A 24,123-nucleotide genomic window follows, 5' to 3' on the forward strand; every position below is an offset into this window, starting at 1 on the left:
TAGATTATCATGAAGAGAATATATAACATACTCCTACTGATGCTGGCGCTCACTACGGTGGCCACAGCGCAGACAAAACAAACGCCTCCTCCGGCTGGTCCGGCCCCTAAAATTGAACTGGGCAAGTACGAGCACTTCACCCTGAAAAACGGCTTGAAGGTATACGTAGTTGAAAACCACAAACTGCCAGTCGTGAACATGTCGCTGGTACTCGACCGCGATCCGGTTCTGGAAGGCGACAAAGCGGGCTACGTGAATATGGCGGGCCAGATGATGCGCACAGGTACCAAAACCCGCAGCAAAGACCAGTTTGACGAGCAAGTGGACTTTATCGGTGCGAACCTTTCGTTCAACTCAACCGGTTTTGGCGCTTCCTCGCTTAAGAAAAACCTGCCTACCCTGCTCGATCTGACAGCTGACGCCCTCCTGAACCCGAACTTCACACAGGAAGAACTCGACAAGGTGAAAAAGCAGATGCTGGCCAATCTGGCTTCTGAAAAGGACAACCCGGATGCTATTGCCGGCAAGATTCGCAACACCCTGCTTTTTGGTAAGAACCATCCGAACGGCGAGCTGACTACGGAAGAAACAATCAACAACATTACGTTGACTGATGTGCAGAATTACTACAACACCTACTTCCGTCCGAACATCGGTTACCTGGCTGTGGTGGGTGACGTGACGCCAAAAGAGATGAAAAAGCTGCTGAACAAGTCGTTTGGCAAGTGGAAAAAAGGCAACGTACCAACGCACAACTACGACCTGCCGAAGCACGATGGCAAAACGCAAGTAGTCATCGTTGACCGCCCAAGCGCAGTACAAAGTGTGCTTTCGTTTACAAACCCTGTACAAATGAAGCCGGGTGCGGAGGATTATGTAGCAACTCAGGTGATGAACACCATTCTGGGTGGCGGCAGCACAGCCCGTCTGTTCATGAACCTGCGTGAGAAAAATGGCTATACCTACGGCGCTTACTCTACGCTTTCTTCTGACAAAATTCTGGGTCGTTTCAACGCTTCAGCCAGCGTACGCAACGCCGTAACCGACAGTGCCACAGCGGAGTTCATGAAAGAATTCAACGGCATCAGAACAAAGCAGGTAACTGACAAGGAACTGGCTTATGCCAAAGCCTACATCACCGGTAACTTCGCCCGTGGTCTGGAGAACCCAGGTACTGTAGCCATGTACGCCATCTCGACTGCGCGCTACAACCTGCCAGCTGACTATTATGCCAACTACCTGAAGAAGGTTGAGTCAATTACAGCGGCCGATGTGCAGCGTGTGGCACAGAAGTACGTGCGCCCTGACCAGCTTTATATCCTCGCTGTTGGCAACGCCAAAGACATCGCCGACAAGCTCGTTGCTTTCGATAAAGACGATAACGCCATTACTTACTTTGATGCCATCGGCGAGAAAGTAGATATGGCTGCTGCCAAAGCAATTCCGACAGATGTTACAGCAGATCAGCTTATCTCGAAGTATATCCAGGCCATTGGTGGCAAAGCGAACATCGAGAAGGTGAAAGACGTGACGGTGACCATGAACGCAAGCGTACAAGGTATGGCACTAACTTTTAAGCAACAGCAAAAAGGCGCTGACAAAATGCTGATCCAGATCCTGATGAACAACAGCCCGATGCAGCGCGTGATCATCAACGGCGATAAAGGCAAGATGGAAGCTCCAATGCAAGGCCTGAACAAAGACATGACTGCCGAAGAGCTTGCTTCTTCTAAAGCCGAGTCTGACATGTTCTCTATGACCCGTTTCGAGAAGTTCGGCATTAAGACGGCTGTAACCGGTCAGGAGAAAGTAGATGGCGCTGAAGCTTACATCGTAGAAGCGACCGCCTCAAACGGTCAGAAAACGCTTCATTACTTTGACAAGGCAACAGGTTTGCTTTTGAAAGATGTGAAGAACATGCAAACGCCACAAGGCGCTATTACGCAGACCAAGAGCTACAAGAACTACAAAGAAGTAGACGGCGTGAAATACCCGCACGTGATTGAGACCGTTGTTGGTCCTCAGGTGATCAAAGCAGAGGTTCAGAGCGTGGAAGTGAACAAAGGTATCAGCGACGACGCCTTCAAAATCTAATACCCTTTACCCAATAACCCAAAAAGCGGCGTGCCCATCCGGACACGCCGCTTTTTTATTTCTGGTTATACCTATCAAAAGCCACTCTGAGTACTTGCTATACCTACTAAGCAGGTATAAACTTACGGGCGACAGGTATAAGAGTAATCCGTTTCTTAGCATAAGGTATAGCAGGTATAGGAATTCAAGAACTGCAGGTATAAGTCTCTTGAAGCGCAAGCAAATTGACTGCCTGACTATAGTATCTGATCATCAAACCCAATATTGAAGGCTAGTTGAAGGTCGACTACACCTGCACTCTTTTCTAAAACAACTCTCCCTGCACTGCCTGCACAAATTTTTTCGGCGGCTTGATGTCGAGCCCGCATACCTTGTTCAATTGCTCGATCAGGTATGTGGCCAACTGCGGGGAGGTGGTATTGTCAGGTTCGTGCACGAAAAAGTAAAGTTGCTGCAATCCGGCATCGAGCCATACCTTAATTCTGGCCACCCAGTCATCAATGCGGGTATAATCAGTGGGGTGCAGGCCGTTGCCCACAAAACGTACCATAGCCGTTGGGGTGGTCAGGCGCATGTGCAGCACGTCGCGGCGACCTGACACATCAGTGAGCACGGTGCTCACACGGTATTTCTCCAGTACTTCAAACAGCTCCAGCGAGGCCACATTGTCCACAAACCAATCGGGATGGCGCAGCTCTACGGCGAGCGGCACACTTTCAGGTATGTACTGCACAAATTTTTCCAGGTCATTCAGCTGGTTAGGCCCGAAATAAGGCGGCAGCTGCAAAAAAGAACATCCCAATTTATCTTCCAGTCCGGCGATGGCTTCACAAAAAGTGGCAGTCAGATCGAGGGAGCTCACAAGCGGACCCTCGTGACTGATGAGTTGCGGAAACTTGGGGCAGAAGGTAAATCCCTGTGGCACAGAATTCCGCCACCGCTCAATGGTATCCGGGCCAGGTACGTGGTAGTGCGTGCTGTTGAGCTCGATGGTATTGAACTGCTTGCCATACCACAGCAGCGACTCCTTCTCTTTCATACCTGCAGGGTAGTACTCGCCTACCCAGGCCTTGTTTACCCACACAGGCAGACCAATGTATACCCTGGGTTTTTTGTAGCGCTTACTATACCTGTTTAACAGCGGTAAGGTATCAGGATGGTCGGCTGGCAAGGCAAAGTCAATGCGGCTGATATCCGAGAGTTTTCCAAAGTCCATGGCACTATGCTTTTATAAAGTATACGCTTTGGTAGAATTTTGGGCTCAAACAAAATATACCACCAAAAGTTCCCGTTTTAACTCCAGCTATGACTGAAAAACAAAATATTTTTTCGGGTATAGCAAATTAGTTAATCGCTATAATAGTATATGAAAATATGCTCATATAAGCTAAAAAAAGCCTTTTTGACTTTACAGCCCTTATAGCGATTATTTGAGGCAGCGCGTATCCCCCTATACCTAAGGCCGTGATACAGCGTATAAGACCTTGTTTTCAAAATTTTCCGTAACTTTGCGGATTCACCAACCAAAAACTATATGAAGAACGATAGAAAGTGCATTCTCTTAACAGTAATCATTTTTCTATTTATCGGAGTTAGTCAACCAACTTTCGCACAAAGCAACGACAAAACCCAAGTGGGAGCTGCCTCCTGGTACGGCAGCAAATACCACGGCAGAAAAACCAGCAGCGGCGAGCGCTACAACAAAAACGAGATGACCGCCGCGCACAAAACCCTTCCTTTCGGCACCATGGTTAAAGTGACCAACCCAGCCAACGACCAATCTGTCATCCTGCGCATCAACGACCGCGGCCCATTTGTGGGTAAACGCATTATTGATGTGTCGGAAGCAGCCGCTCACAAGCTAGGTATACATTCGGCAGGAGTGGCCAAAGTAAAGGTAGAGGTGCTCGATAAGAGTGACCTGGCAGCTGCGACAACAGAAGCGAAGCCAGGAGCCTATACCATCCAGACGGCAGCCGACCAACAGCAGGCCGAGGCGCTTAGCCGCAAACTCAAAGCCTTTGACAAGCACCTTCCGCTAGAGATGGCTGAAGAGCGTGTTAACGGCCGAAAAGTAATGCTGCTAAAAGCCGGCAGATTTAATAGCAGAAACGAAGCTGAGGCCTTCAACGAGCTACTCGAAGAAGAAGGCCTGGCAGGAAAGGTTAGCGAAGCCTAAACGACTAATAGATTACTGATAACCAAAAAGCGGGATGCCATGATATGGCATCCCGCTTTTTGGTTTTAAGGGCTTTGTCAGGTTCCTCATTAAACCTTCTCCATTTCCTATATTCTAAAAGCCAGGCCGCTATTTTCATAGAAGGATACACCTGCTTCATCTATAAAAACCTGCTATACGGCTTATAACTTGCGCCTGCACTTTGATTTAAGCATGCAAATGCCTAAACTTAGTTACCTAAAACTAAACTTCTCTAAACCTTAACTTAAAAGAACTTGAAAAGACGTCATTTTATCGAGCTATCGGCGCTCGGGTTTGGTGGGCTTATGTTGCCTTCCATACCTGTTTTCGGCGATATCATCTCACCCGAGAGAGCGCTGGAACAGGTAGACCCTGCCCTGAAAAAGCGATTGGCAGATGTAGCTTTGAATACAGCCAAGTCAAGCGGCGCTTCCTACGCCGACGTGCGCATAGGCCGCTACCTGCAGCAGTATGTTTTCACGCGTGAGAAGCAGGTGCAGAACATCGTAAACGCCGAGTCTTATGGCGTGGGCGTACGGGTGCTGGCCAACGGCACCTGGGGCTTTGCCGCCACCTCCGACGTGAGCGATAAGGGTATTGCCAAGGCCGCTCAGGAGGCTGTGGCTATCGCCAAGGCCAACGCTAAGCTACAGAAAGAGCCGGTAAGACTGGCGCCAGTGAAGAGCTATGGCGAAGTGAGCTGGAAAACGCCGATCGAGAAGAACTCCTTTGAAGTGCCGATCAACGAGAAAGCCGACCTGCTGTTGGCTGCCAACGCCAAGGCCATGGAGAACGGGGCCAGCTTCGTGAACTCGGCTCTCTTCCAGGTAAACGAGCAGAAGTATTTTGCCTCTACAGACGGCTCTTACATCGACCAGGACATCCACCGCATCTGGCCAAACTTCACGGTAACGGCTGTGGACAAAGCAAGTGGGAAGTTCAGAACACGTGAGGCCCTGAGCGCCCCGATGGGGATGGGCTGGGAGTACATGGTGCCAAAAGCAAGCGAAAAGATCAACGGGCCGCAAGGCACAGGTCTGGTAGGCTACCGCTACGCTTACGACATGCTCGAAGACGCCGCCCTGGCCGCTAAACAAGCCAAGGAAAAACTAACCGCCAAGTCAGTCGCCGCTGGTAAGTACGACCTTATCCTGGACCCGAACCACCTCGGCCTGACCATTCACGAATCGGTAGGTCACCCGCTGGAGCTCGACCGTGTGCTTGGCTACGAAGCCAACTACGCCGGCACCTCCTTCGCCACCCTCGACAAGTGGAAATCCAAGAACTTCAAATACGGCTCCGATAAGGTGCACATCTTCGCTGACAAGACCCAGAAGGGCTCGCTTGGCCTGGTAGGTTGGGATGATGAAGGCGTGAAAACCAAGCAGTGGGACCTGATCAAAGATGGTGTGCTGGTGAATTATCAAGCCATCCGCGACCAGGCGCACATCATCGACGAGCCGGAGTCGCATGGCTGCTGCTATGCTGACAACTGGAGCTCGGTGCAGTTCCAGCGTATGCCGAACGTATCACTGTCGCCGGGCAAGCAAAAGATGAACGTGGACCAACTCATTTCAGGCGTCGACAAGGGCATCTACATCGCCGGACGTGGTTCTTATTCCATCGACCAGCAGCGCTACAACTTCCAGTTTGGGGGCACGGTGTTCTACGAGATCAGCAAAGGCAAGATTGTAGGTATGCTGGAGGACGTGGCCTACCAGAGCAACACGCAAGAGTTCTGGAACTCCTGCGCGGGCTCATGCGACGAAAGCGACTACCGCCTGTTCGGTTCGTTCTTCGACGGCAAAGGCCAGCCAAGCCAGGTAAGTGCAGTATCGCACGGCTCTGCCCACACACGCTTTAATGGCGTGAACGTGATCAATACGGCTCGTAAAATCTAAATTAGTTAAGCGTTAAAAGTTGTGAGTTAAGCGGCCATACATGTGCCCTTACTCAGCGATAAGCCTTGCTGACAGGTATAGCTGAACTATACCTTCCGCCGCTTATCAACTTTTAACTCTGAACTCATAACTCTTAACTAAAAAACACATGGCAATATATACAAGAGAACAAGCAGAAGCCTTACTCAAAAAGGCGCTGGCTTACTCAAAAGCCGATGAGTGTGAGGTCACGCTGAGCGGCAACAATGGTGGCAATATCCGATACGCCCGTAACGAGGTGTCCACCAGTGGGGCAGACGAAAACGTGGCCTTGTCAGTAGAGTCACGCTTCGGGAAAAAATCCGGCGTGGCCACTATAAACGAGTTTGACGATGCCTCTTTGGAGAAAGTGGTGCGCCGCGCCGAGGAGATCGCGCGCATTGCGCCGGAGAGTCCCGAGTATGTGCCCATGCTGGGACCTCAGAAGTATATCACCACCAAAGCGCACTTTGACTCCACTGCCAAAATAGACGCCGCCTATCGAGCCGATGCTGCTGCCAAAAGCATAAAAGCAGCCGCCGACAAAGGTCTGACTGCCGCGGGCTTTCTGGAGCACTCGACCAGCTTTATGGCGCGACTCAACTCCAAAGGCCTTTTTGCTTATCATCCGTCTACTGTAGTCGACTTCTCGGTAACGATGCGAACAGAAGATGGCACAGGTTCGGGCTACGTGACGCAGGACTTCAGCGACGTAAGCAAACTCGACACAGGCGCTGCTTCCCAGATTGCAGCCAGCAAAGCGGTGAACTCCCGTAATGCCAAGGCCCTGGAGCCGGGCAAGTATACCGTTATCCTGGAACCGGCTGCTTCTATTGACTTGCTTCAGAATATGTTCCGTAACATGGACCAGCGCAACGCCGAAGAAGGTCGCAGCTTCCTGAGCAAACCTGGCGGCAAAACCAAGCTGGGCGAGAAACTGGTTGACGAACGCATCACGGTTTACTCTGACCCGACACACCCTGAAATTCCGTCTGCTCCGTTTGCCGGCGATGGCCGTCCGCGCGAGAAGACCACTTGGGTTGAGAAAGGCGTTATCAAGAATCTGTACAATTCTCGTTTCTGGGCTGAGAAAACTGGTGCCAAATCCGTACCGAGCCCTGGCGGCATGGTGATGGAAGGCGGCAACCAGACACTGGAAGACATGATCAAGAGCACCAAGCGCGGCATCCTGGTAACACGCCTATGGTACATCCGCTCCGTAGACCCGCAAACGCTGCTCTACACCGGACTTACCCGCGATGGTACCTTCTACATCGAGAACGGCAAGATCCAGTATCCGGTGAAGAACTTCCGTTTCAACGAGAGCCCGATCATCATGCTCAACAACCTGGAGGCTTTAGGTCGTCCGCAGCGTATCAACGGCAACCTCGTACCACCAATGAAGATCCGCGACTTCACCTTCACCAGTTTGTCTGACGCGGTGTAATCACTAAAGCTTATACCTTGAATGCCGTATGCAGCGCTTTGTGTACGGCATTCATTTTCATACCAAAAGGTTATGAATGACAAGCTAACTCACTATGAAAGCAGTGCTATCAGTAATATTCATAAGTATTTTGTCCCTAACAGCTGCTTTTAGCCAAGAGATTAGAATTATAAAACTGGAATATAGTACCGCAGTCAGACCGGATAATGCTCGTGTTAAAGTTCACATTTCCCGCGGTACGGACAATACTTATAGCTTAAGAGTAGAATCTGTATCCATGCGGTTACAAATAAACCCTAATTCCCTGAAACCGGAGGCCAAGCCAACGGAGAAGAAAATAGCAATTACAGAAGGTCAGTTTCAAGCTCTTGTCACCTCTCTGCAGAAGATAAAGCAAACAGATATTATCGATGGCCCGCACCCTTCACTTTTAGATGGAGCTTCCTGTTCCATATCCTATGGAGCAAATGGCACAAGTATTACTCATCATGTGAACACACCAGACTATGAAACCGATAAAAGGAAGCTGAATGATTTTTTAGAAGCCTACAAACTTATTCTTAGAACAGCCGAGCTAGACCCGGAGAAAATTCTTGGATTTAGTTTATTACCAAGCAAATAAACGCATAAAGTATAAAACCCTAAACTATCCAAATTGCAACCTTTTACCTTCGTCCGACTGCAGTATCGTTCCGGCAACTGGGATACCGACCCACGTATGCCGAGCAATCTGTTGCATTCGCTCATCGAGTATACCACGGTGAAGGTGAACGAGCAGGAGAAAATTATACCTTTAGACAGTGCCGAGCTGTTCAACTACCCCTTCAGCTATATGAGTGGCCACCGGCTGGTGCAGTTCAACCAGAAGGAGCGACAAAACTTCGAGACGTATGTGCGCAACGGCGGCTTTGTGTTTGTGGACGATTGCAACCACGACATCGACGGGCTTTTTGCAAGGTCATTTGAGGAGCAGATGAAGCAGATTTTCGGGCAGGCTGCGCTGAAAAAAATTCCCAACAACCACAAGCTCTACTGTAGTTTCTTTACTTTCGACGATGGTCCGCCTACTACGTCATTCGAGCTCAACGGCTGGGGCGACGACCTGGTACACGATTATCTGAAAGCGATTGAAATCAACGGTAGAATTGCAGTACTCTACAGTAACAAAGACTACGGCTGCGAGTGGGATTACGACTTTCGGAACAAGCGATGGTTAGCGGAAGATAACACGAAGTTTGGGGTGAATATTATTATGTATGCGCTGACGAGTTAGTCTGTCTGCATCAGGGGCTTCAGAATTGTCGTGCACGATTGTCATCCCCCTGCCCCCTTCGAGGGGGCCTTTTCTATACCAGTTTCTTTCTGTCATCCAGAAAGGATCTTGATCTTAGTTGAAGGGAGGACAGGCAGCTGCTATAACACACCCCTGTCCCTCTCAAAAGGGGATTTTCAGCAACTGCCATTTTACTGGTAGAAGCGTTGTAGAAATAACCACTGGCAGGTATGGCAAGACTAACTTGCACCGGAAGCGATGAAACAGATCGCTTTGCCAGGTGCACCAATTGACTACCCACTGTTCGAGCGTTCAGCGAGTTTGGGGAGTCTTGATTTTTTTGCTTACTTTTTTCATCAAGGAAAAAAGTGAGGCCCGCCCGGCCAGGGCAAGCTATAAAACAATAGTGGTGGCTATACCTGAAACAGCAATTGCTACAATAACACAAGTCATTAACCCATTAAACAGTGACTGAACAAGACATCAACCAACTCCTCGGCAAGCTGCCACAGCTCAAGCAGGAGATACAGAAAGTAATTGTGGGGCAGGAGGAAGTACTCGACGAGGTGCTGATCACACTGCTGGCGGGCGGTCATGGCTTGCTCGAAGGTGTACCCGGGCTCGCAAAAACCTTGCTGGTTCGTACCTTATCCAACGCCATGGACCTGAGTTTCCGCCGCATCCAGTTCACGCCGGATCTTATGCCCACCGACATTCTCGGCACCGAGGTGCTGGAAGAGGACCATGCCACGGGCAAGCGATTCTTCAAGTTCAATGAAGGGCCCATCTTCGCTAATATCGTACTGGCTGACGAGATTAACCGGACGCCGCCCAAAACGCAGGCAGCACTGCTGGAGGCTATGCAGGAGTACGAAGTGACTTACGCGGGCACTACCTATACCTTGCCGAAGCCCTTTTTCCTGTTGGCAACCCAAAACCCGATCGAGCAGGCCGGCACCTACCCGCTTCCTGAAGCGCAGTTAGACCGCTTTCTGCTCTACATCAAAATAAAATACCCTACGGAACTGGAGGAGCTGAGCATCCTCACCAGCACCACCGGCACGCGGCAGTCACAGGTATACCCGGCTATTTCGGGCGAGGAAATACTGCAACTGCGGCAACTTGTGCGGGAAGTGAGCATCAGCGACGATCTGCTGACCTACGTGAACCAACTGGTGCGTGCCACCCGTCCCGACACAACTTCGAGTGAACACATCAAGAGCTATGTGCGCTGGGGAGCGGGCCCGAGAGCGGGGCAGGCGCTTATCCTGACATCCAAAGCAAGGGCTTTGCTGCAGGGCCGCTTTGCCGTAACCGCTGCCGATGTGCAAACCATGGCCTACCCGGTGCTGCGCCACCGCATACTGGTCAACTTTACAGCCGAGGCCGAGCGCATCTCCCCAGACAAAGTGGTAGAAGAGTTGCTCCGCCACATTGAACTACCTAAAGCGGTGCTGGTATAGGTATAGCAGTATTGAGTCTCCTGCTGCCGAAGTAGCATGAACACTGGTTACGGCTGCTCTACGTGGCAAAAACTGAAAACAAATGGAAGAAATAGAAAACGTGAAACTAACAGAGTCAGGCACACAACTCCTGAAAAGGATTGTAGGAGAGCGAATCTGTTATTTCTTCACTGACAATATAAAAATACAGGCCACCGGGGGAAAGGTTACCTACTGGGCGTCTGAGTTTGCCATCGGCTTAACCAAAAACAAACAGGACCACCGCTTTATCAACATCAGTGCTGACTACAAACTGACGCCCCGTTCGTCTACAACGTTTTACGAGTTTGCAATAGAGGAAAGCCGGATGCCACTCCGCTGCGAAAAACTGCTCCAATCAGGTCAGCACTCCGAGATACGCGTGTTATCAACCCCGGTATTGTTGATCGAGGTATACCAGGACTGGAACCAGGAGATGGACGAGGCCATTCACTACGATGCAGCCATTGTGCTGTATACCGACTCGCAGAAGTACATGCTGAAAGTACGCAAAGAATTGATCGGCGGCGTGGATATTATACTGGATGAAGCCACGATAGAAGCAGAATTAGTCGATCTGAAACTACGCCAGAGTTTGGTTTAACAGCAGCATTTCATGTCACAAACAGGGCACAAGTTTATCGATCCGAAAGTGCTGTCCACAATCAAGGACCTGCCACTGCTGGCTAAAACGGTGGTGGAAGGATTTCTGAGCGGCCAGAACCAGAGCATCCGGCGGGGAGCAGGACTGGAGTTCAGCCAGTACCGCAGCTACCAGCCCGGCGACGACCTGCGCCAGCTCGACTGGAAAATGTTTGCCCGCTCCGACCGTTATTATATCCGGGAAGCCGAAGTAGACACCAACATCACCGTGCGCTTTATCGTGGACGGCAGTGCTTCGATGGCGCATGAAGACGAGAACGGCCTCACCAAAATGGATTATGCGCGGTTTTTGGTGGCCTCACTCGCCTACCTGGCTACCACGCAAGGCGATGCGGTGGGTTTGTATGTGTTGCATGAACAGCAACTGATCAACCTGACACCCCGCTCCGATAACATGCACCTGCAGCGCTTCTGGCACCAGCTGGCCGAGATCAAACCCAGCGGGCGCTTCCCGAATGCCGATACAGCCGCCAATCTGTTCTCGGGTCGTCGGCAGAAGGAGTTAACTGTGTTTGTAACCGACCTGTATGAGCACGAGCATGAGATAACAGACCTGCTTTACAAACTAGGCGCACAGCGGCACGAGTTATTATTATGTCACTTGATGAGTCGCAATGAGCTGGATTTTAAGTTTGAAGGCACGTTGACGTTCGAGGATCTGGAAACAGGTCAGACCATGCAGGTAGGCACCGCTGAGCAGCGCAAGACATACCTGACCAAGCTGCAGGACTGGCTCCAGCAAACCGAAAAAGCCATGCGCAACCGCCAGATTACGTACGACCGCTTCGTGACGGACGAGCCGCTGGACAAGGCCTTGAGGGCATTTTTGAAGAACAGACTGTTGTTAAGTTAGTGAATGAGTGAATGAGTGATTGAGTGGATGAGTGAATTAAGATGGAGTGAATACTAGAAGAATGGTGAAAGATAACTTTTCCGCACACGCTGCAGACTATGCCAGGTATAGGCCCACATACCCGCAGGAGCTGATTGCACATCTGGCAGGTATAGCGCCAGGCCGGCAGCTGGCCTGGGACTGCGCCACGGGTAACGGACAGGTAGCTGCCATGCTCGCACCGCTTTTCAATCAGGTTGTAGCTACTGATATTAGTGAGAATCAGCTGAAGAACGCCGTGCAGCTGCCCAACATCAACTATAGGGTAGAGCAGGCCGAGAAATCTTCGCTGGCTGACCAATCTGTAGACCTGATCTTAGTGGCGCAGGCGGTGCACTGGTTTAACTTTGAGCGCTTTTATCAGGAAGTCGAGCGGGTACTTAAGCCCGAGGGGGTGATCGCTGTGATTGGGTATGCCCTGCTTAAAACGCATCCTGCTCTGGATAAGGTAATTGATCATTTCTATAGCGATGTACTCGAAGGTTATTGGGACCCGGAGCGTAATTACCTTGACGAGGGCTACCGCACCATTCCTTTTCCTTTTGAGGAGATTGTGTTGCCAAAATTCAGCAGTAGCTATACCTGGACACCCGACGACCTGATCGGTTACCTGAACACCTGGTCGGCGGTGAAGCACTACGAGAAGCAGCAAGGCCACAATCCGGTGCAGCAGGTAGAGCAGCAACTCCGGGAGGCTTTTGAGGGCGAGACTGCCACTGTTACATTCGACATTCTAACCCGAGTAGGCAAAATACATCAATCCTAAACTCTAGAATCCTCTATCTCTCAAACTCCTAAACTCTCAAATTCTTAAACTCCCTTGACTTTCCTCTCCCCATATTGGCTTTTGGCAGCGTCGGCGATACTGGTCCCGATCGCGATTCACCTGTGGAACAGGCGGCAGGGGAAGACTGTGAAGGTGGGGAGTCTGCGCTGGCTGGAGCCGTCGGCAAGCAAACGCTGGAGTAGTATTAAGTTGAACGACGTCTGGCTTTTGGTGCTGCGTTGCTGCATCCTTTTACTCCTGGCAGGAGCTTTGGCAAAACCGGTATGGGAAGGAAGCCCGACAACACAGCAGGCACAAAAAGCTGTTTTCATCAGCCAGGAATTGCTGTATAGCGCTGCCCTCCGCAACATTAAACCGACGGTGGATGCCCTGTTACAACGCGGCTATTCCTTGCATCGCTATACCCCGAACTTTGAGGCTATACCTGCAGAAGCCTGGCTGGCGCTTAGTAGCAACCCGATAGACTCTGTTGTGAGTAGTGGCAATCACTGGGGTTTACTGCCCGCTCTGGCGCAAAAGTATGATCAACAGCAGGATAGCGTCTGGCTTTTCACTTCGGATCAGCAACGGCACTTTCAGGGTTCGCCAACCACATTGCAGGAGAACATCCGCTGGGTACCGGTGGCACTGGAAAGCACCACCAACTGGGTACAGGCCGCTTATACCTTGCGCTCTGATAGTCTCTTATTGATCTCGGGCCAAAGCAATCGCGAAGGCACTAAATTTAATGCTACCAAAGTGGCTGCTATTGCTAGGGAGACGAATATCAACGGCAGTCAGGTTAGCTTAGGTATGCAGGGAGATTCTCTTACAGTAAAATGGGGCAACAGCGCCTCGCAAACGGTAGCTATTCGGAATAAACCACTCCACATAGGTATAGCCCACGACGAAACGCAACAAACAGAGGTGCGGTATCTTCAGGCCGCCGTGCAGGCGATCAGTCGCTATACAGGTATACCCATCGAAACGCACGTCATCACTGCCGCCCAAACCGACACTTCTGCGAATTGGTTATTTTGGTTGAGCAATGAAGATGTACCTAGCTCTTGGTTAGAGCAGGTGCAGGAAAAGGGCAGCAAACTGTGGGTGCAGTCAGCTTCGGAGCCTGAGCCAATAACCGCGCAGCTGGCTTCGACAGGTATAGAGAAGATCAGGATAAAGCAGCATTCTGCAGGTATAGCGAACAGCAAAGCAGGTATAAATCTAAGCGATGCGAATATCGTGTGGCAGACGTCCGTTGGAGAACCTTTACTTTTAGTGCAACAGTTGGGTATAGGAAAGGTTTATCATTTCAGAAGCGGTTTTGGTCCAGCCTGGAGCCAGCTGGGGCAGAGTCCGCAGCTGCCGGAGCTTTTGCTGCCTTTGCTTTTGCCACAACAAAGCGCCAATCAGTACGATGCCAGGGCTTTGGATGAAACACAACTGAAATCAACCATAGTGCAGCCGGTCATCAAACAAGACAAGTCCGAAAAGCAGCAGTACAGCCTGATACCTTGGCTGGTGTTGCTGGCTTTCCTGTTATTTTTAGCAGAGCGATTGATTTCCAGTAAACGTAAAACCACCTGATGCAGAGCAGCCTCCATACCTTGCAGCGTATCCGCCGGGAGTACATCCTGGCGAAGGGATGGCTGTATACCTTGCAGGCGCTGGCTGTGGCCTTGGTGGGTGCTGCCATCCTGTATAAGTGGCGACTGGAGGTACCTTTGCTGGCTGGGCTGGCTATCCTGACAATTCTGGGTGCTTTGCTATACCTGATTTGGGCATGGCGTAGCGTCCAAAAAACTACCCTGCAGCAGGTGGCCCGTCACCTCAATCGCACCTATCCGCAACTCGAGGACAGCGCTGGACTTTTGCTTCAACCTACTCCTGAACTCAACTTACTGGAGCGCCTGCAACAGCAACGGGTAGCCGATCGACTGCAGACCGCTATACCTGAAAAGCAGTCGGTTTTTCACCTGCAAAAGAAGCCAACTTATGTTGCCTTAGGTATAGCCGTGCTCGTCGCAGCAGGTATAGCCGCACTGCCGGCCGCCTCAGTGGCCGATGTCACCACGGCCTCTCCTCTGCAACTTGACTTCCCCGACACGCCCGCAGCGGTTGCCGACACTGCCGTTTCTATCCAGAAAATCGACATCACCATCACGCCGCCTGCCTATACCGGGCGCAAAGCTTACCAGGCCGAGCAGCCTAACCTGCGGGTGGAGCAGGGTGCCCGAGTAGCGTGGCGCATCAAGACAAACCGCCCAGTCCGAAGTCTAGCACTGGTGCTCAACGAGGGAAAACCCATGGCGCTCTCCTCGCAAAATAGCGGCTATACCTTGTCGCGGACTTTTACAGAACCGGCGCTCTATCGCATTGCTGTCAACGGACAAAAATCGGCTTACTATACCCTGGAGATTATACCTGACGAAGCCCCGACCATCCAGATCACGAAGCCGGAGCAGTACACGGAAATCCTGTTCGGCGACCCGCAACGTGTAACCATCCGGGCAGAATTATCAGACGATTACGGCCTGCGCGATGCGAACATGATTGCTACCGTGGCTAAAGGTTCGGGCGAGGCCGTGAAGTTCAGGGAGGAAAAAATGAGCATTGGCTTTAGCGGTCAGCGTCGCAATTTCAGTGTGAACAAAACGATTGACCTGCAAAAGCTGGGCATGACCTACGGTGACGAGCTTTACTTTTATGTGCAGGCCTGGGACAATCACCGCGGATACACCCGCTCTGAAACCTACTTTGTGCAGATCGAGGACACGACCATTGTGGAGAGTATGGATGACCTGACCATGGGCGTGAACCCGGTACCCGAGTATTTCCGCAGCCAGCGCCAGATCATCATCGACACCGAAAAGCTGATTAAAGAACAAAACACACTGAGTCGAGCTGTATTTGAAGAGCGGGGCAACAACCTGGGTGTGGACCAGAAGCTTTTGCGGCTGCGCTATGGTAAATTTCTGGGTGAGGAGTTCGAGTCAGGTATAGGTCCGGGCGGCGGCATACCGGAGGGCGAAGAAGGCCACGGAGAAGAAGAGCATTTTGCAGGCGACGGGCACGATCATCCGGAGTTTGAGGACGAGACCAGTGTAGAGGCCTTGCTCGACCCATACCTGCACAAGCACGATCAGGAGGAGGCTGCCACTTTCTTTGAGCCTGCCGTGAAAACCAAATTGAAGGGCGCACTGGCCCAAATGTGGGAAGCCGAACTGCGGCTGCGCACTCATCGTCCGAAAGAAGCCTTGCCTTACGAGTACAAGGCCCTGCGCATGCTCAAGGAGGTACAGCAAAGCACCCGTGCCTACGCCGCCAAAACCGGTTTCGATGCACCGCCACTCAAAGAACCCGAAAAACGCCTGACAGGCGACCTGAGTAAAATAAAAGCCCCGACGGAGCGACGAACGATAGAAGCCGAAACCAAACTTCCTGACACCCGGCAGGCGCTGCAGTGGCTAGAGCGCCAAAAGCAGGGCAACAGGTATAGCCAGCAGGATGTGGCGCTACTGGAGCGGGCCGGACGGGAACTGGCACAGGAGGCATTGGCCAAACCCGGTCGCTACCTCCGCACCATGCAAGACCTACGCACCCTTATTGCTGACATCAACGCCAACCGTCCGCTTTGTTCTAATTGTTTGATAACGGTAGAACGGGCGTGGTACGAGCTTTTGCCACCAGCCAAACCAGCGCCGCAGAAGCGGGGCACGACGAGGAGCAGGCTGGCGGAGAGTTATCTGGAGGAGTTGAAAGATTAATTAACCGGCAAAACTCATACTTAGCAGTAGAACCTGAAACTATAAAATGAGAAAATCTCTAATCACCATTTGCAGTGCGTTTTTCTTTATTTCTGGCTGCAATGATAACAAGCAACTCACCACAGAAAGCGTGGAACAAGCTCCTATTGTTGAAGAGAAGCAGTTATCCATATTAGATTACAAGACTGACTTTAAGTTTTCGGATTTAGACAGCTTCGCCATCGACTCTTTTAACTGGGAAAACCGAATAGGGCAGTACAAGGAGCTCGACAGCACCAACTTTAAGCTAGTCTGGCAAAAGAGTGACAGGGTCTTCATTGGTACAGATTACGACCGCGACTATTTCTATTCGTGGCAGAACAGAAACCCAAATCTTATGGAGTTTACAGTTTTAACTCAGGATGAGAGCAGCTATTGTGACCAGCTACACTATCTGATTTACGATAAAAACGGAAAGGCCATTGATAGCTTTGTAGCGGCTGCCGGTTGCGGCGACGGTGGCTGGGGCCTGTACTCTTATGGTAAATTTATTTCCGAAGATACCTACGAAGAAATAATGGTTGAAACCGAAATGGTAGAGATCGATTCAGTTACTAACACAGAAGTTGTGGAGGGCGACTCCACAGTTACACATTACACCATTGGGTCGGATGGACGGGTTAGTAAAAAAGAGATTTCGAAAACCCCTATACGACGAATCTATAACTAGAGCCGCTCTCCGCTCGATGGGTCACAGCCAACAATTAACCCCAACATTATCAATCCTGAATTTTTTTTAATCCTGATTCAGACAAATGACACCATACCTCCCATACCTCCTTGCAATTCCAGCTGTGCTTCTGCTCGGCTGGCTGGCGTGGCGTCGGCCTGACCGCAGGCGGCTGGTATGGCGACTGTTGGCCAGCGCGGTAGCAGGTATAAGTCTGGTGCTGTTGCTTTTCCCACCAACTTACCAGCGGGCACTCGATCCGGGCACCGCTATCTTGATGACTGAAGGATATGAGGCTGATACATTGGATGCTTTGCTCGCCAGCATGGAGCCCAGGCCGCTGGTCTATACCTACAAAACCGAAGCTCCAAAATCAACCGCCATACCTGACTTGTATACCTTCCGGCAAGAGCAGCCACAGGTACAAACCGTGCATGTGCTGGGTTATGGTTTAGCGAAGCAAGAACTACAGGCGCTGCAAAACATTACTGTGGTTCCGCATCTATCCGGTATTCCCACAGGTATAGCGAATGTTACATGGCCAGAAATAATTACGCTGGGAGAGCAGGTTACAGTGGCGGGCCGATATAACCTGCAAGCCGATCAAATGACAACGCTATACCTGCAGGCCGCAGGGCAGGCGCAGGATTCTGTTACTTTAAAAGAAGCCGGTCAGCAAACGCTCCAGTTGCGCTATACCCCGAAGCAGGAGGACCGCTATACCTATACCTTGACAGCTAAATCGGGTGAGAAAGTGGATACGCTGGGCATGGTGCCGATAAAGGTAGATGCTGCTGCCAAACCTGCCGTGCTGCTCGTCTCGTCATTCCCGCTGTTCGAATTTAAGTTTCTGAAAAACCACCTCGGCCAGTTGCAGCACAAAGTGGCCTTGCGCAGCACCGTTAGCAAAGGTATGTACCAGAGCGAATGGCTGAACATGCCGCAAACCGACCTGAGCCGCATCACGCCCAAATTATTGCAGCAGTTTGATGTGGTGATCATAGAACCGCAGGCTTTGCAGGACCTTAACAGCGGCGAAAGGGCAACTTTGCAAAGGGCTGTTACCGAGGATGGATTGGGCGTGCTAACCATCGCCAGTGAACAACTGGGTAACCGTACCACCGCCTTCTTCACTAACTTCCAAAGCAAACGCCTCTCGCAGCAGGACACCCGTAGTGCCCGCGCCAACTGGAGCAATGGCACCACAGCCGCGGCTATACCTGTGTCGCCTTATACCCTGGTGAGCAGCGATGCTGTAACGGGATTGATAGAAGAACAAAGCAACAATCTTTTGGCAGCGGGCCGCAAAGCAGGCTGGGGTACGGTGGCGCTGTCGGTGGTGCCGCAAACGTTCAGCTGGCAACTCGAAGGCAAGCAAGGCACCTATGCCAGCTACTGGGCACATTTGCTTTCGTCGGTGGCCAGGCGAGAGGTACAGGACAAGTTCTGGCAGATTGCCAACCCGCAAGTGCCGCAGCTTCACCAACCTGTTACCCTCAAACTCACCGACTATACCCTGACCGAAGCCTCTGCTATACCTGTGGCAACCGTCCGTAGTACAAACGACACAACACAAACAGGTATAGTCTTACAGCAAAGCGTACATCAGCCAGAGGTATACGAAGGCACTTTCTGGCCGCGCCGTCTGGGCTGGCATATGGTGGAGTCAGCAGGTATAGAGCCGTTTTATTTTCTGGTGCAGGATACTGCCGCGTGGCAGCATCAAGGTATACAGGCGAAACGGGAAGCAACTCTGCAGTTTGCTTTACAGCAACGCACTAAAGTAGCAGAAAGCAGAACGGCGTATGCAGAGGAGCAGGTCTCGGCAATTTGGTTCTTCTTGCTCTTCGTGTTGAGCAGCGGATTTTTATGGCTGGAGGAGAAGCTGTTAACGCTCTTCTGATCCTGGGTCTTGTGTAAACTGTATTGCTGCAGGCCCTATTGACTATTTATCTTTCGACAGGTATAGCCTTCGCGGCAAAAGTATCCAGCAGCTGAATCAGGTCAGGTATACATTCTAGGTTTAAGGTATGGCCTACGTGGGGCAGAATCTCCAGCTCACCGTGGGGCAGCGACTGGTACATAGCCCGGCCCATTTCCGGGGTGCAAAGCATGTCTTCTTCGCCGTGCACCACCAGCACGGGCACCTTCACTTTTTTGAGCTCATCCAAATAGTTGCCGCTCTCTTCGGTGGCGCGCACCAGTTTGAGCAATCGCTCCGAGGTAGGGCTTTGGCTTGTTTTGCTGTTTTTGAGGTTCTCTATCGTGATGATCGGGTTCAGGAAATAGGTGCGGCCCAGCACAAAAGGCAGCATCACCTCGAGCATCAGCGGGTAGCCGCCTGCCAGCAAAGCCTGTTTCCAGCTGGCCCCGATACCGTCGAAATAAGCGTCTTTGTAAGGGAAAGTAGAAAGCAGCACCCCCCGCTGCACCAGCTCCGGATGATTGACCAGAAAACGTTGCGCCACCGCTCCCCCGTAGGATATACCGACCAGTATCGTGTCGGCAGGCAATTGCAAGTTCCTGAGCAGATCGGCCAGGTCAGCAGCGTGTTCTTCGAAGCTGCGGTGCTCCGGCGCTTCATCCGACTGCCCCTGAAACAGCAGATCCACCAGCACCAGCCTGTATTTTTTGCCCAGCGCATGCACCAGTCCCGCCCAAGCCGCCGTTGACTGCGACAGCCCATTCAGGAAAACCATGGCCTGTGTGGCGTCAGCGTTTCCGTGCAGTTCGTAGTGTAGTTCCAGTCCGTCGGGTAGGCGATGTCGCATAAGATATGTTGTTTTAAGGTATAGCGGAGAGAATCAAATCTAACCGGAAATTATGAAAGGCGCCGTTTGATGTATAGCCAAATCGTATCTGTATCAGGTGTATGCACGAATTTTCGCGGTAAACTTCTCATGAAAACTGGTTATCTATACCTAGGCTACTCGCCCTGCAGGTATAACTTGTGGGCTTTCTCCAGGCCAGCTGGCAACCGACCTATACCTCATGCTCCCGGGCCATCGCTCTTCCGGATTTCCTAATCCCCGTGCCATACAATGCGGATTGCAAATCCGCGAGAGTTAGATTTCGAATTGATAAATCCGAAATAGCATTTGGTGCGGCGCCAGAGCACAAATGCTAGCAGCCAAAGTCCGCCAGATAGCGCACTCTCGGGCTACGCGAGCGAGGACTTAGCAGATCTCGCCTTCCAACTGCAATTGCTTTCCTGGTGCTTGCTCAGGTATAGCCAGCGGCACTGTAAAGTAAAAGCGACTACCTTGTCCCAATGCTGTCTCGACCTGTATTTTGCCTCCGTGCCGCTCCACAAAATCGCGGCAAAGCAGCAGCCCCAGGCCTGTTCCTTTTTCGTTCACGGTGCCCTTGGTGGCCATGGCGGGCGTTTCCAGCTTAAACAGCGTTGCCAGTACGTCCGGACTAACACCGGTTCCCTGGTCTGTCACGGCTATGGTCGCCATGTGGCCGGGACCTTTTTCAGCGTCTATTTTTATAAGTCCGCCCGGGTACGAGAACTTAATAGCATTGTGCAACAGGTTGCGCACCACGAAGTCGAGCATGTGGGCATCGGCACGAACCTGCAACGTAGGCGTCACCTGCACCTGCCAGGTAATCTGTTTTGTATCGGCTGTGTCATTCAGCAAAGCCACATTTCGGTTCACCAGTTCCTCCAATGTCAGCACTTCCGGCTCGAAGCGCACATGGTGCCCCGAGGCTGTTTGGGCCGTCGACCACTGCAGCAGGTTTTCGAGCAGGGCCTGCAGATTGCGCACCGATACCTGCGTATGCGTGGCCAGTTTCTGCATTTGGTCCGGCTTCATCTTGTCCGAGAAGTTCACGAGTATGTTCAGGAAAGACTCCAGCGTGGCCAGCGGCGTGCGGATGTCGTGCGAAATAATGGAGAAGAAGCGGTCCTTGAAATAGTTAAGCCGGCGCAGCTTTTGCTCCGACGCCTTGAGTTTGCGCACCGTATCCTTAAGCTCCTGCGTACGATGCCGGAGAGCTGCCGTGCGGTTAGCCACCATCACTTCCAACTCGTTTTTCTGTTGCTCTATCAGCAGTTTTCGTTCCGTTTCTTTTTCGCGCTCCAGTCGCTCCTTTTCGAGCACCCTGGCGTTGAGCTCGCTTGTTACGGTATTCAGCCTGTAGGCCAGACCGAGCGAGAAGAGCACCACCTGCGCGACCATACCTACCTGCGCCGCATACACCGTAACGATATTGTCCGGCACTAAATGGTTCTCTTTCAGGATGAACAGCAAGGCTCCTACCACAAAAAACACATTGGCGATCAGGAAGTAAAGGGCCGGTCTATACCCTTGTCGCAGCGATTGGATACTGGTCAGCACCATGGCCACCAGCACCAGCCCACCGATTATCCCGATCAGACTCACGCAGGCCTGCAACAGGTCGAGCGGTGTGAGGTACGATAACAGTCCCATGCCAACCGGCAGCATGTACAGCAGCGCCAGCAACGTAAGCGCTTTATCCCAGACGGGCATGGTGCGTTGGGTATTGAGGTAGTGGCGCGTGAACAGTACCCGGAACAAACCGTTGAACGTGACGATAAACGGGAAACTGTGTGCATTCCAGAGCGGAGAGTTAGGCCAAAGCAGCTCAATGGCAAAACCGTGGTAGAACATAAAATAGAGCCCCGTGCCCAGCAGCGCCAACACATAGTACAGATAACTGCGGTCGCGCACCGAGGCAAAGAGCACGAGGTTGTAGAGCGTCATCACGAGGATAATGCCGATAAATATACCCTGCCCGAAAAGCCTGTCGCTGTTAGTGGCGCTCACCTGTTCCGGCGGCAGCAATTGCAGCTGCAGCGCCTGCGGCTTATAAAGGTCAATGTCGCCTTGCAGACGCAGGTATAGCGTGGTGGTGCTGTTGGGCAGTAACTCCAGCCGGATGTAAGGTTTATGAGAAGGCACGTCGCGCTCCCCAATAGGCAAAAGTTGACCTGTGCGCTTTAAGGTATAGCCTGTTTCGTTTTGCTGATAGAGCTCCAGGTGACTCCAATCGCCGGCATAGAGCAGGCGCGTCTGTTCGCGGTTGCCGGGGTTACGCAACACAAGCCGCACCCAATGCACCGTTTTACCCGACTGCAGCACAGCATCAGTCTTGTTAGGTATAAATTGGTGCGTTTGAACCTGGTCAACGGTCAGTGTCGCGCTTGGGTCGTGGTATACCTGCAGTGCCTCTACTATGTGCTGTTCCGAAGCCGACACATCTACTGTATCGGGTGCCTGCGCACGGGTTTGCAGCGCCACTAACAGGAAAGGCAGCAAGGCGAACAGCCTGAAAAGGCGACGCGAAAACCAGGTATAGCAAGGCGCAAGCATACGTCAATTTACAAAATAATCTCAGTTCAGCTATACTTCGGCATGTAAGAGATTTCGCCAATGGAAACCTTTTGCTATATTGAGCTGCTATACCTGACTGATTTTACTCATACCTATACCTATGGCCCGGCTTAAATTACTGATTGCAGAAGATGATGTGGTGATCGCCCAGAACCTGTCGCTTTCGCTGGAGTCGATGGGCTACGAGGTGTGCCAGGCCGTGAGTTCGGGCGAGGAATTGCTCCTGCAAGTGCACCAGCACCAACCGGACCTGATCATCCTCGACATCACACTGGATGGCAAACTCGACGGCATAGAGACCGCTGCCATGTTAGCGAAGGCGACCAAGGTTCCCTTCATTTTTATGACGGCTTTTTCGGATAAGGAGACCATCGACCGCGCCAAGCAAACCAATCCGCATGCTTACCTGGTGAAGCCCTTTGATGCCCGCACCCTGCAAAGCAGTATCGAGCTTGCCATACACAATGCTGGCACACGACAGCTGCAGCCGGCACAGGCCATGGCTATACCTGCCCAGCCCGCCGATACCGTGGAGGCCGACAATTTCCTGTTGCACGATGCCCTGTTTGTAAAAGTGCGCAACCGCCTCGAAAAAGTGATGCTCGAAGACATCGTCTGGGCCGAGGCGCAGGACATCTACTGCAACATCAAGACCCGCTCGCACCTGCACCTGGTCAGCCAAAGCCTGAAAAACCTGGAGCAGCGCCTCCCCGCCGGCCAGTTCATGCGCATACACCGCTCCTACATCGTGCAGCTCACCGCCATCGAGGCCATCGAAGACAACAACATCCTCATCGGCGGCAAGCAGATCCCGATCGGCAACACCCACCGCGATGCTTTGCTGAAGCGACTGCAGATACTGTAGCGTTTAGTTAGCAGCAATTTTTAATTAATGAATAAGCTTGCTAAGCAAAAAAGGGAAAGCATCACTAGAAGAACTTCTTGGGTCGTTCTGTTTAGCTATTTGATTGGGGGCATATCAGCTTTATATGCGGGTATTCAATACAACAAGACACTAATTGACTACAGGTTACCCATGCTTATTGCGGCCATGTCGGGCACTCTTTTCAGCTTGCTTACAAGCAAATACTTGAGAGAGTATAGCGGTAAAAAGTTTAGGTACTACGGGCATCTATTCTGGTCAATCCTGACTTTCGGTGGTTTTATTACCGGACTTCTCTTTTTGATTAACTCTGTCTTTGGAAGGGAACAGACAGAGACATTGAAAAAGCCGATCGTGGGCGTTAGTCATGCAAGGAGGAGCGGATCCGTATATGCTGAAATTAACTCGGTTGACTATTCAAAGGACATTAGGTTTGACAGTGCTGAAAGACAACAAGTTGAAGCTGCGAACTACGTAGTTCTTACCACTCGGAAAGGGTTCTTCGGGTACAGCATCATTGAGGAAATTAGATTAACAAAAGAATAAAAGCTGCTAACAAGGGTAGCTGTTGCACAACTCCTCAGTAACTTCTGATCTCTATAGCTTTTCTGATTCCACTTCTCTTTTTGCTCCCCAAAACCATCTTGATAAATACTACCTGCTCCG

General features: G+C 51.5%; 19 protein-coding genes. 16 read left to right on the top strand and 3 right to left on the bottom strand.

What is annotated here, in order from left to right; translation table 11 throughout:
* Positions 1-9: 9 nt before the first annotated feature.
* Positions 10-2,094: an insulinase family protein gene (locus AC4QZR_RS19130; RefSeq protein ID WP_494482346.1), complete on the top strand. Its 2,085-nt coding sequence runs from the start codon at positions 10-12 to the stop codon at positions 2,092-2,094.
* Positions 2,095-2,398: 304 nt separating this feature from the next.
* On the opposite strand, the gene AC4QZR_RS19135 is transcribed toward AC4QZR_RS19130, so the two are convergent.
* Positions 2,399-3,310, bottom strand: coding sequence for a DUF72 domain-containing protein (locus AC4QZR_RS19135; protein ID WP_494482347.1), 912 nt, complete (start codon positions 3,308-3,310; stop codon positions 2,399-2,401).
* Between the two features lie 318 nt (positions 3,311-3,628).
* Between AC4QZR_RS19135 and AC4QZR_RS19140 the strand changes: the two genes are divergently transcribed.
* The 13 genes from AC4QZR_RS19140 to AC4QZR_RS19200 all read left to right on the top strand — a co-directional run bounded on the left by AC4QZR_RS19140 (position 3,629) and on the right by AC4QZR_RS19200 (position 19,114).
* Positions 3,629-4,273 carry a septal ring lytic transglycosylase RlpA family protein gene (locus tag AC4QZR_RS19140; RefSeq protein WP_494482348.1) on the top strand — a complete coding sequence of 215 codons (645 nt, stop codon included), beginning with the start codon at positions 3,629-3,631 and terminating at the stop codon, positions 4,271-4,273.
* 275 nt (positions 4,274-4,548) lie between these two features.
* Complete coding sequence (locus AC4QZR_RS19145) at positions 4,549-6,195, top strand: TldD/PmbA family protein (protein ID WP_494482349.1); 1,647 nt, start codon at positions 4,549-4,551, stop codon at positions 6,193-6,195.
* Between the two features lie 148 nt (positions 6,196-6,343).
* Positions 6,344-7,660 (top strand): TldD/PmbA family protein, encoded by a 1,317-nt coding sequence (locus AC4QZR_RS19150; protein WP_494482350.1) that lies wholly within the window; start codon positions 6,344-6,346, stop codon positions 7,658-7,660.
* 94 nt (positions 7,661-7,754) lie between these two features.
* Positions 7,755-8,282, top strand: a complete 528-nt coding sequence (locus tag AC4QZR_RS19155) for a hypothetical protein (protein WP_494482351.1) — start codon at positions 7,755-7,757, stop codon at positions 8,280-8,282.
* A 33-nt stretch (positions 8,283-8,315) separates the two neighbouring features.
* Positions 8,316-8,933, top strand: a complete 618-nt coding sequence (locus AC4QZR_RS19160; protein ID WP_494482352.1) for a DUF4159 domain-containing protein — start codon at positions 8,316-8,318, stop codon at positions 8,931-8,933.
* Between the two features lie 467 nt (positions 8,934-9,400).
* A complete protein-coding gene (locus AC4QZR_RS19165; RefSeq protein WP_494482353.1) occupies positions 9,401-10,396 on the top strand; it encodes an AAA family ATPase in 996 nt (331 codons plus the stop codon).
* 82 nt (positions 10,397-10,478) lie between these two features.
* Complete coding sequence (locus AC4QZR_RS19170) at positions 10,479-11,018, top strand: hypothetical protein (RefSeq protein ID WP_253401697.1); 540 nt, start codon at positions 10,479-10,481, stop codon at positions 11,016-11,018.
* 12 nt (positions 11,019-11,030) lie between these two features.
* Positions 11,031-11,930 (top strand): DUF58 domain-containing protein, encoded by a 900-nt coding sequence (locus AC4QZR_RS19175; protein WP_494482354.1) that lies wholly within the window; start codon positions 11,031-11,033, stop codon positions 11,928-11,930.
* Between the two features lie 61 nt (positions 11,931-11,991).
* Complete coding sequence (locus AC4QZR_RS19180; protein ID WP_494482355.1) at positions 11,992-12,735, top strand: class I SAM-dependent methyltransferase; 744 nt, start codon at positions 11,992-11,994, stop codon at positions 12,733-12,735.
* Between the two features lie 54 nt (positions 12,736-12,789).
* Positions 12,790-14,322 (top strand): BatA domain-containing protein, encoded by a 1,533-nt coding sequence (locus AC4QZR_RS19185; RefSeq protein WP_494482356.1) that lies wholly within the window; start codon positions 12,790-12,792, stop codon positions 14,320-14,322.
* Positions 14,322-16,502 (top strand): hypothetical protein, encoded by a 2,181-nt coding sequence (locus tag AC4QZR_RS19190; protein WP_494482357.1) that lies wholly within the window; start codon positions 14,322-14,324, stop codon positions 16,500-16,502. The genes AC4QZR_RS19185 and AC4QZR_RS19190 overlap by 1 nt, the downstream gene beginning before the upstream one ends.
* Before the next feature lie 46 nt (positions 16,503-16,548).
* Positions 16,549-17,211: a hypothetical protein gene (locus AC4QZR_RS19195; protein WP_494482358.1), complete on the top strand. Its 663-nt coding sequence runs from the start codon at positions 16,549-16,551 to the stop codon at positions 17,209-17,211.
* 85 nt (positions 17,212-17,296) lie between these two features.
* On the top strand, positions 17,297-19,114 hold the full coding sequence (locus AC4QZR_RS19200; protein WP_494482359.1) for a hypothetical protein: 1,818 nt from the start codon (positions 17,297-17,299) through the stop codon (positions 19,112-19,114).
* A gap of 46 nt (positions 19,115-19,160) precedes the next feature.
* On the opposite strand, the gene AC4QZR_RS19205 is transcribed toward AC4QZR_RS19200, so the two are convergent.
* Both AC4QZR_RS19205 and AC4QZR_RS19210 read right to left on the bottom strand, forming a co-directional pair.
* Positions 19,161-19,982, bottom strand: a complete 822-nt coding sequence (locus AC4QZR_RS19205; RefSeq protein ID WP_494482360.1) for an alpha/beta fold hydrolase — start codon at positions 19,980-19,982, stop codon at positions 19,161-19,163.
* Between the two features lie 405 nt (positions 19,983-20,387).
* Positions 20,388-22,553 (bottom strand): sensor histidine kinase, encoded by a 2,166-nt coding sequence (locus AC4QZR_RS19210; RefSeq protein WP_494482361.1) that lies wholly within the window; start codon positions 22,551-22,553, stop codon positions 20,388-20,390.
* Between the two features lie 121 nt (positions 22,554-22,674).
* Here AC4QZR_RS19210 and AC4QZR_RS19215 point away from each other — a divergent pair, with 121 nt between their 5' ends.
* On the top strand, positions 22,675-23,439 hold the full coding sequence (locus AC4QZR_RS19215) for a LytR/AlgR family response regulator transcription factor (protein WP_494482362.1): 765 nt from the start codon (positions 22,675-22,677) through the stop codon (positions 23,437-23,439).
* Positions 23,440-23,466: 27 nt separating this feature from the next.
* Positions 23,467-24,003, top strand: a complete 537-nt coding sequence (locus AC4QZR_RS19220) for a hypothetical protein (RefSeq protein ID WP_494482363.1) — start codon at positions 23,467-23,469, stop codon at positions 24,001-24,003.
* The last annotated feature ends 120 nt before the right edge of the window (positions 24,004-24,123 follow it).

The sequence above is a fragment of the Pontibacter sp. YIM B11418 genome (assembly GCF_059278805.1).

What these genes read in the sequence shown, in the direction of transcription:
- AC4QZR_RS19130 (WP_494482346.1), top strand. Translation starts at nt 10, where the DNA reads ATGAAGAGAATATATAACATACTCCTACTGATGCTGGCGCTCACTACG.
- AC4QZR_RS19135 (WP_494482347.1), bottom strand. Translation starts at nt 3,310, where the DNA reads ATGGACTTTGGAAAACTCTCGGATATCAGCCGCATTGACTTTGCCTTG.
- AC4QZR_RS19140 (WP_494482348.1), top strand. Translation starts at nt 3,629, where the DNA reads ATGAAGAACGATAGAAAGTGCATTCTCTTAACAGTAATCATTTTTCTA.
- AC4QZR_RS19150 (WP_494482350.1), top strand. Translation starts at nt 6,344, where the DNA reads ATGGCAATATATACAAGAGAACAAGCAGAAGCCTTACTCAAAAAGGCG.
- AC4QZR_RS19155 (WP_494482351.1), top strand. Translation starts at nt 7,755, where the DNA reads ATGAAAGCAGTGCTATCAGTAATATTCATAAGTATTTTGTCCCTAACA.
- AC4QZR_RS19170 (WP_253401697.1), top strand. Translation starts at nt 10,479, where the DNA reads ATGGAAGAAATAGAAAACGTGAAACTAACAGAGTCAGGCACACAACTC.
- AC4QZR_RS19175 (WP_494482354.1), top strand. Translation starts at nt 11,031, where the DNA reads ATGTCACAAACAGGGCACAAGTTTATCGATCCGAAAGTGCTGTCCACA.
- AC4QZR_RS19180 (WP_494482355.1), top strand. Translation starts at nt 11,992, where the DNA reads ATGGTGAAAGATAACTTTTCCGCACACGCTGCAGACTATGCCAGGTAT.
- AC4QZR_RS19190 (WP_494482357.1), top strand. Translation starts at nt 14,322, where the DNA reads ATGCAGAGCAGCCTCCATACCTTGCAGCGTATCCGCCGGGAGTACATC.
- AC4QZR_RS19195 (WP_494482358.1), top strand. Translation starts at nt 16,549, where the DNA reads ATGAGAAAATCTCTAATCACCATTTGCAGTGCGTTTTTCTTTATTTCT.
- AC4QZR_RS19200 (WP_494482359.1), top strand. Translation starts at nt 17,297, where the DNA reads ATGACACCATACCTCCCATACCTCCTTGCAATTCCAGCTGTGCTTCTG.
- AC4QZR_RS19205 (WP_494482360.1), bottom strand. Translation starts at nt 19,982, where the DNA reads ATGCGACATCGCCTACCCGACGGACTGGAACTACACTACGAACTGCAC.
- AC4QZR_RS19210 (WP_494482361.1), bottom strand. Translation starts at nt 22,553, where the DNA reads ATGCTTGCGCCTTGCTATACCTGGTTTTCGCGTCGCCTTTTCAGGCTG.
- AC4QZR_RS19215 (WP_494482362.1), top strand. Translation starts at nt 22,675, where the DNA reads ATGGCCCGGCTTAAATTACTGATTGCAGAAGATGATGTGGTGATCGCC.
- AC4QZR_RS19220 (WP_494482363.1), top strand. Translation starts at nt 23,467, where the DNA reads ATGAATAAGCTTGCTAAGCAAAAAAGGGAAAGCATCACTAGAAGAACT.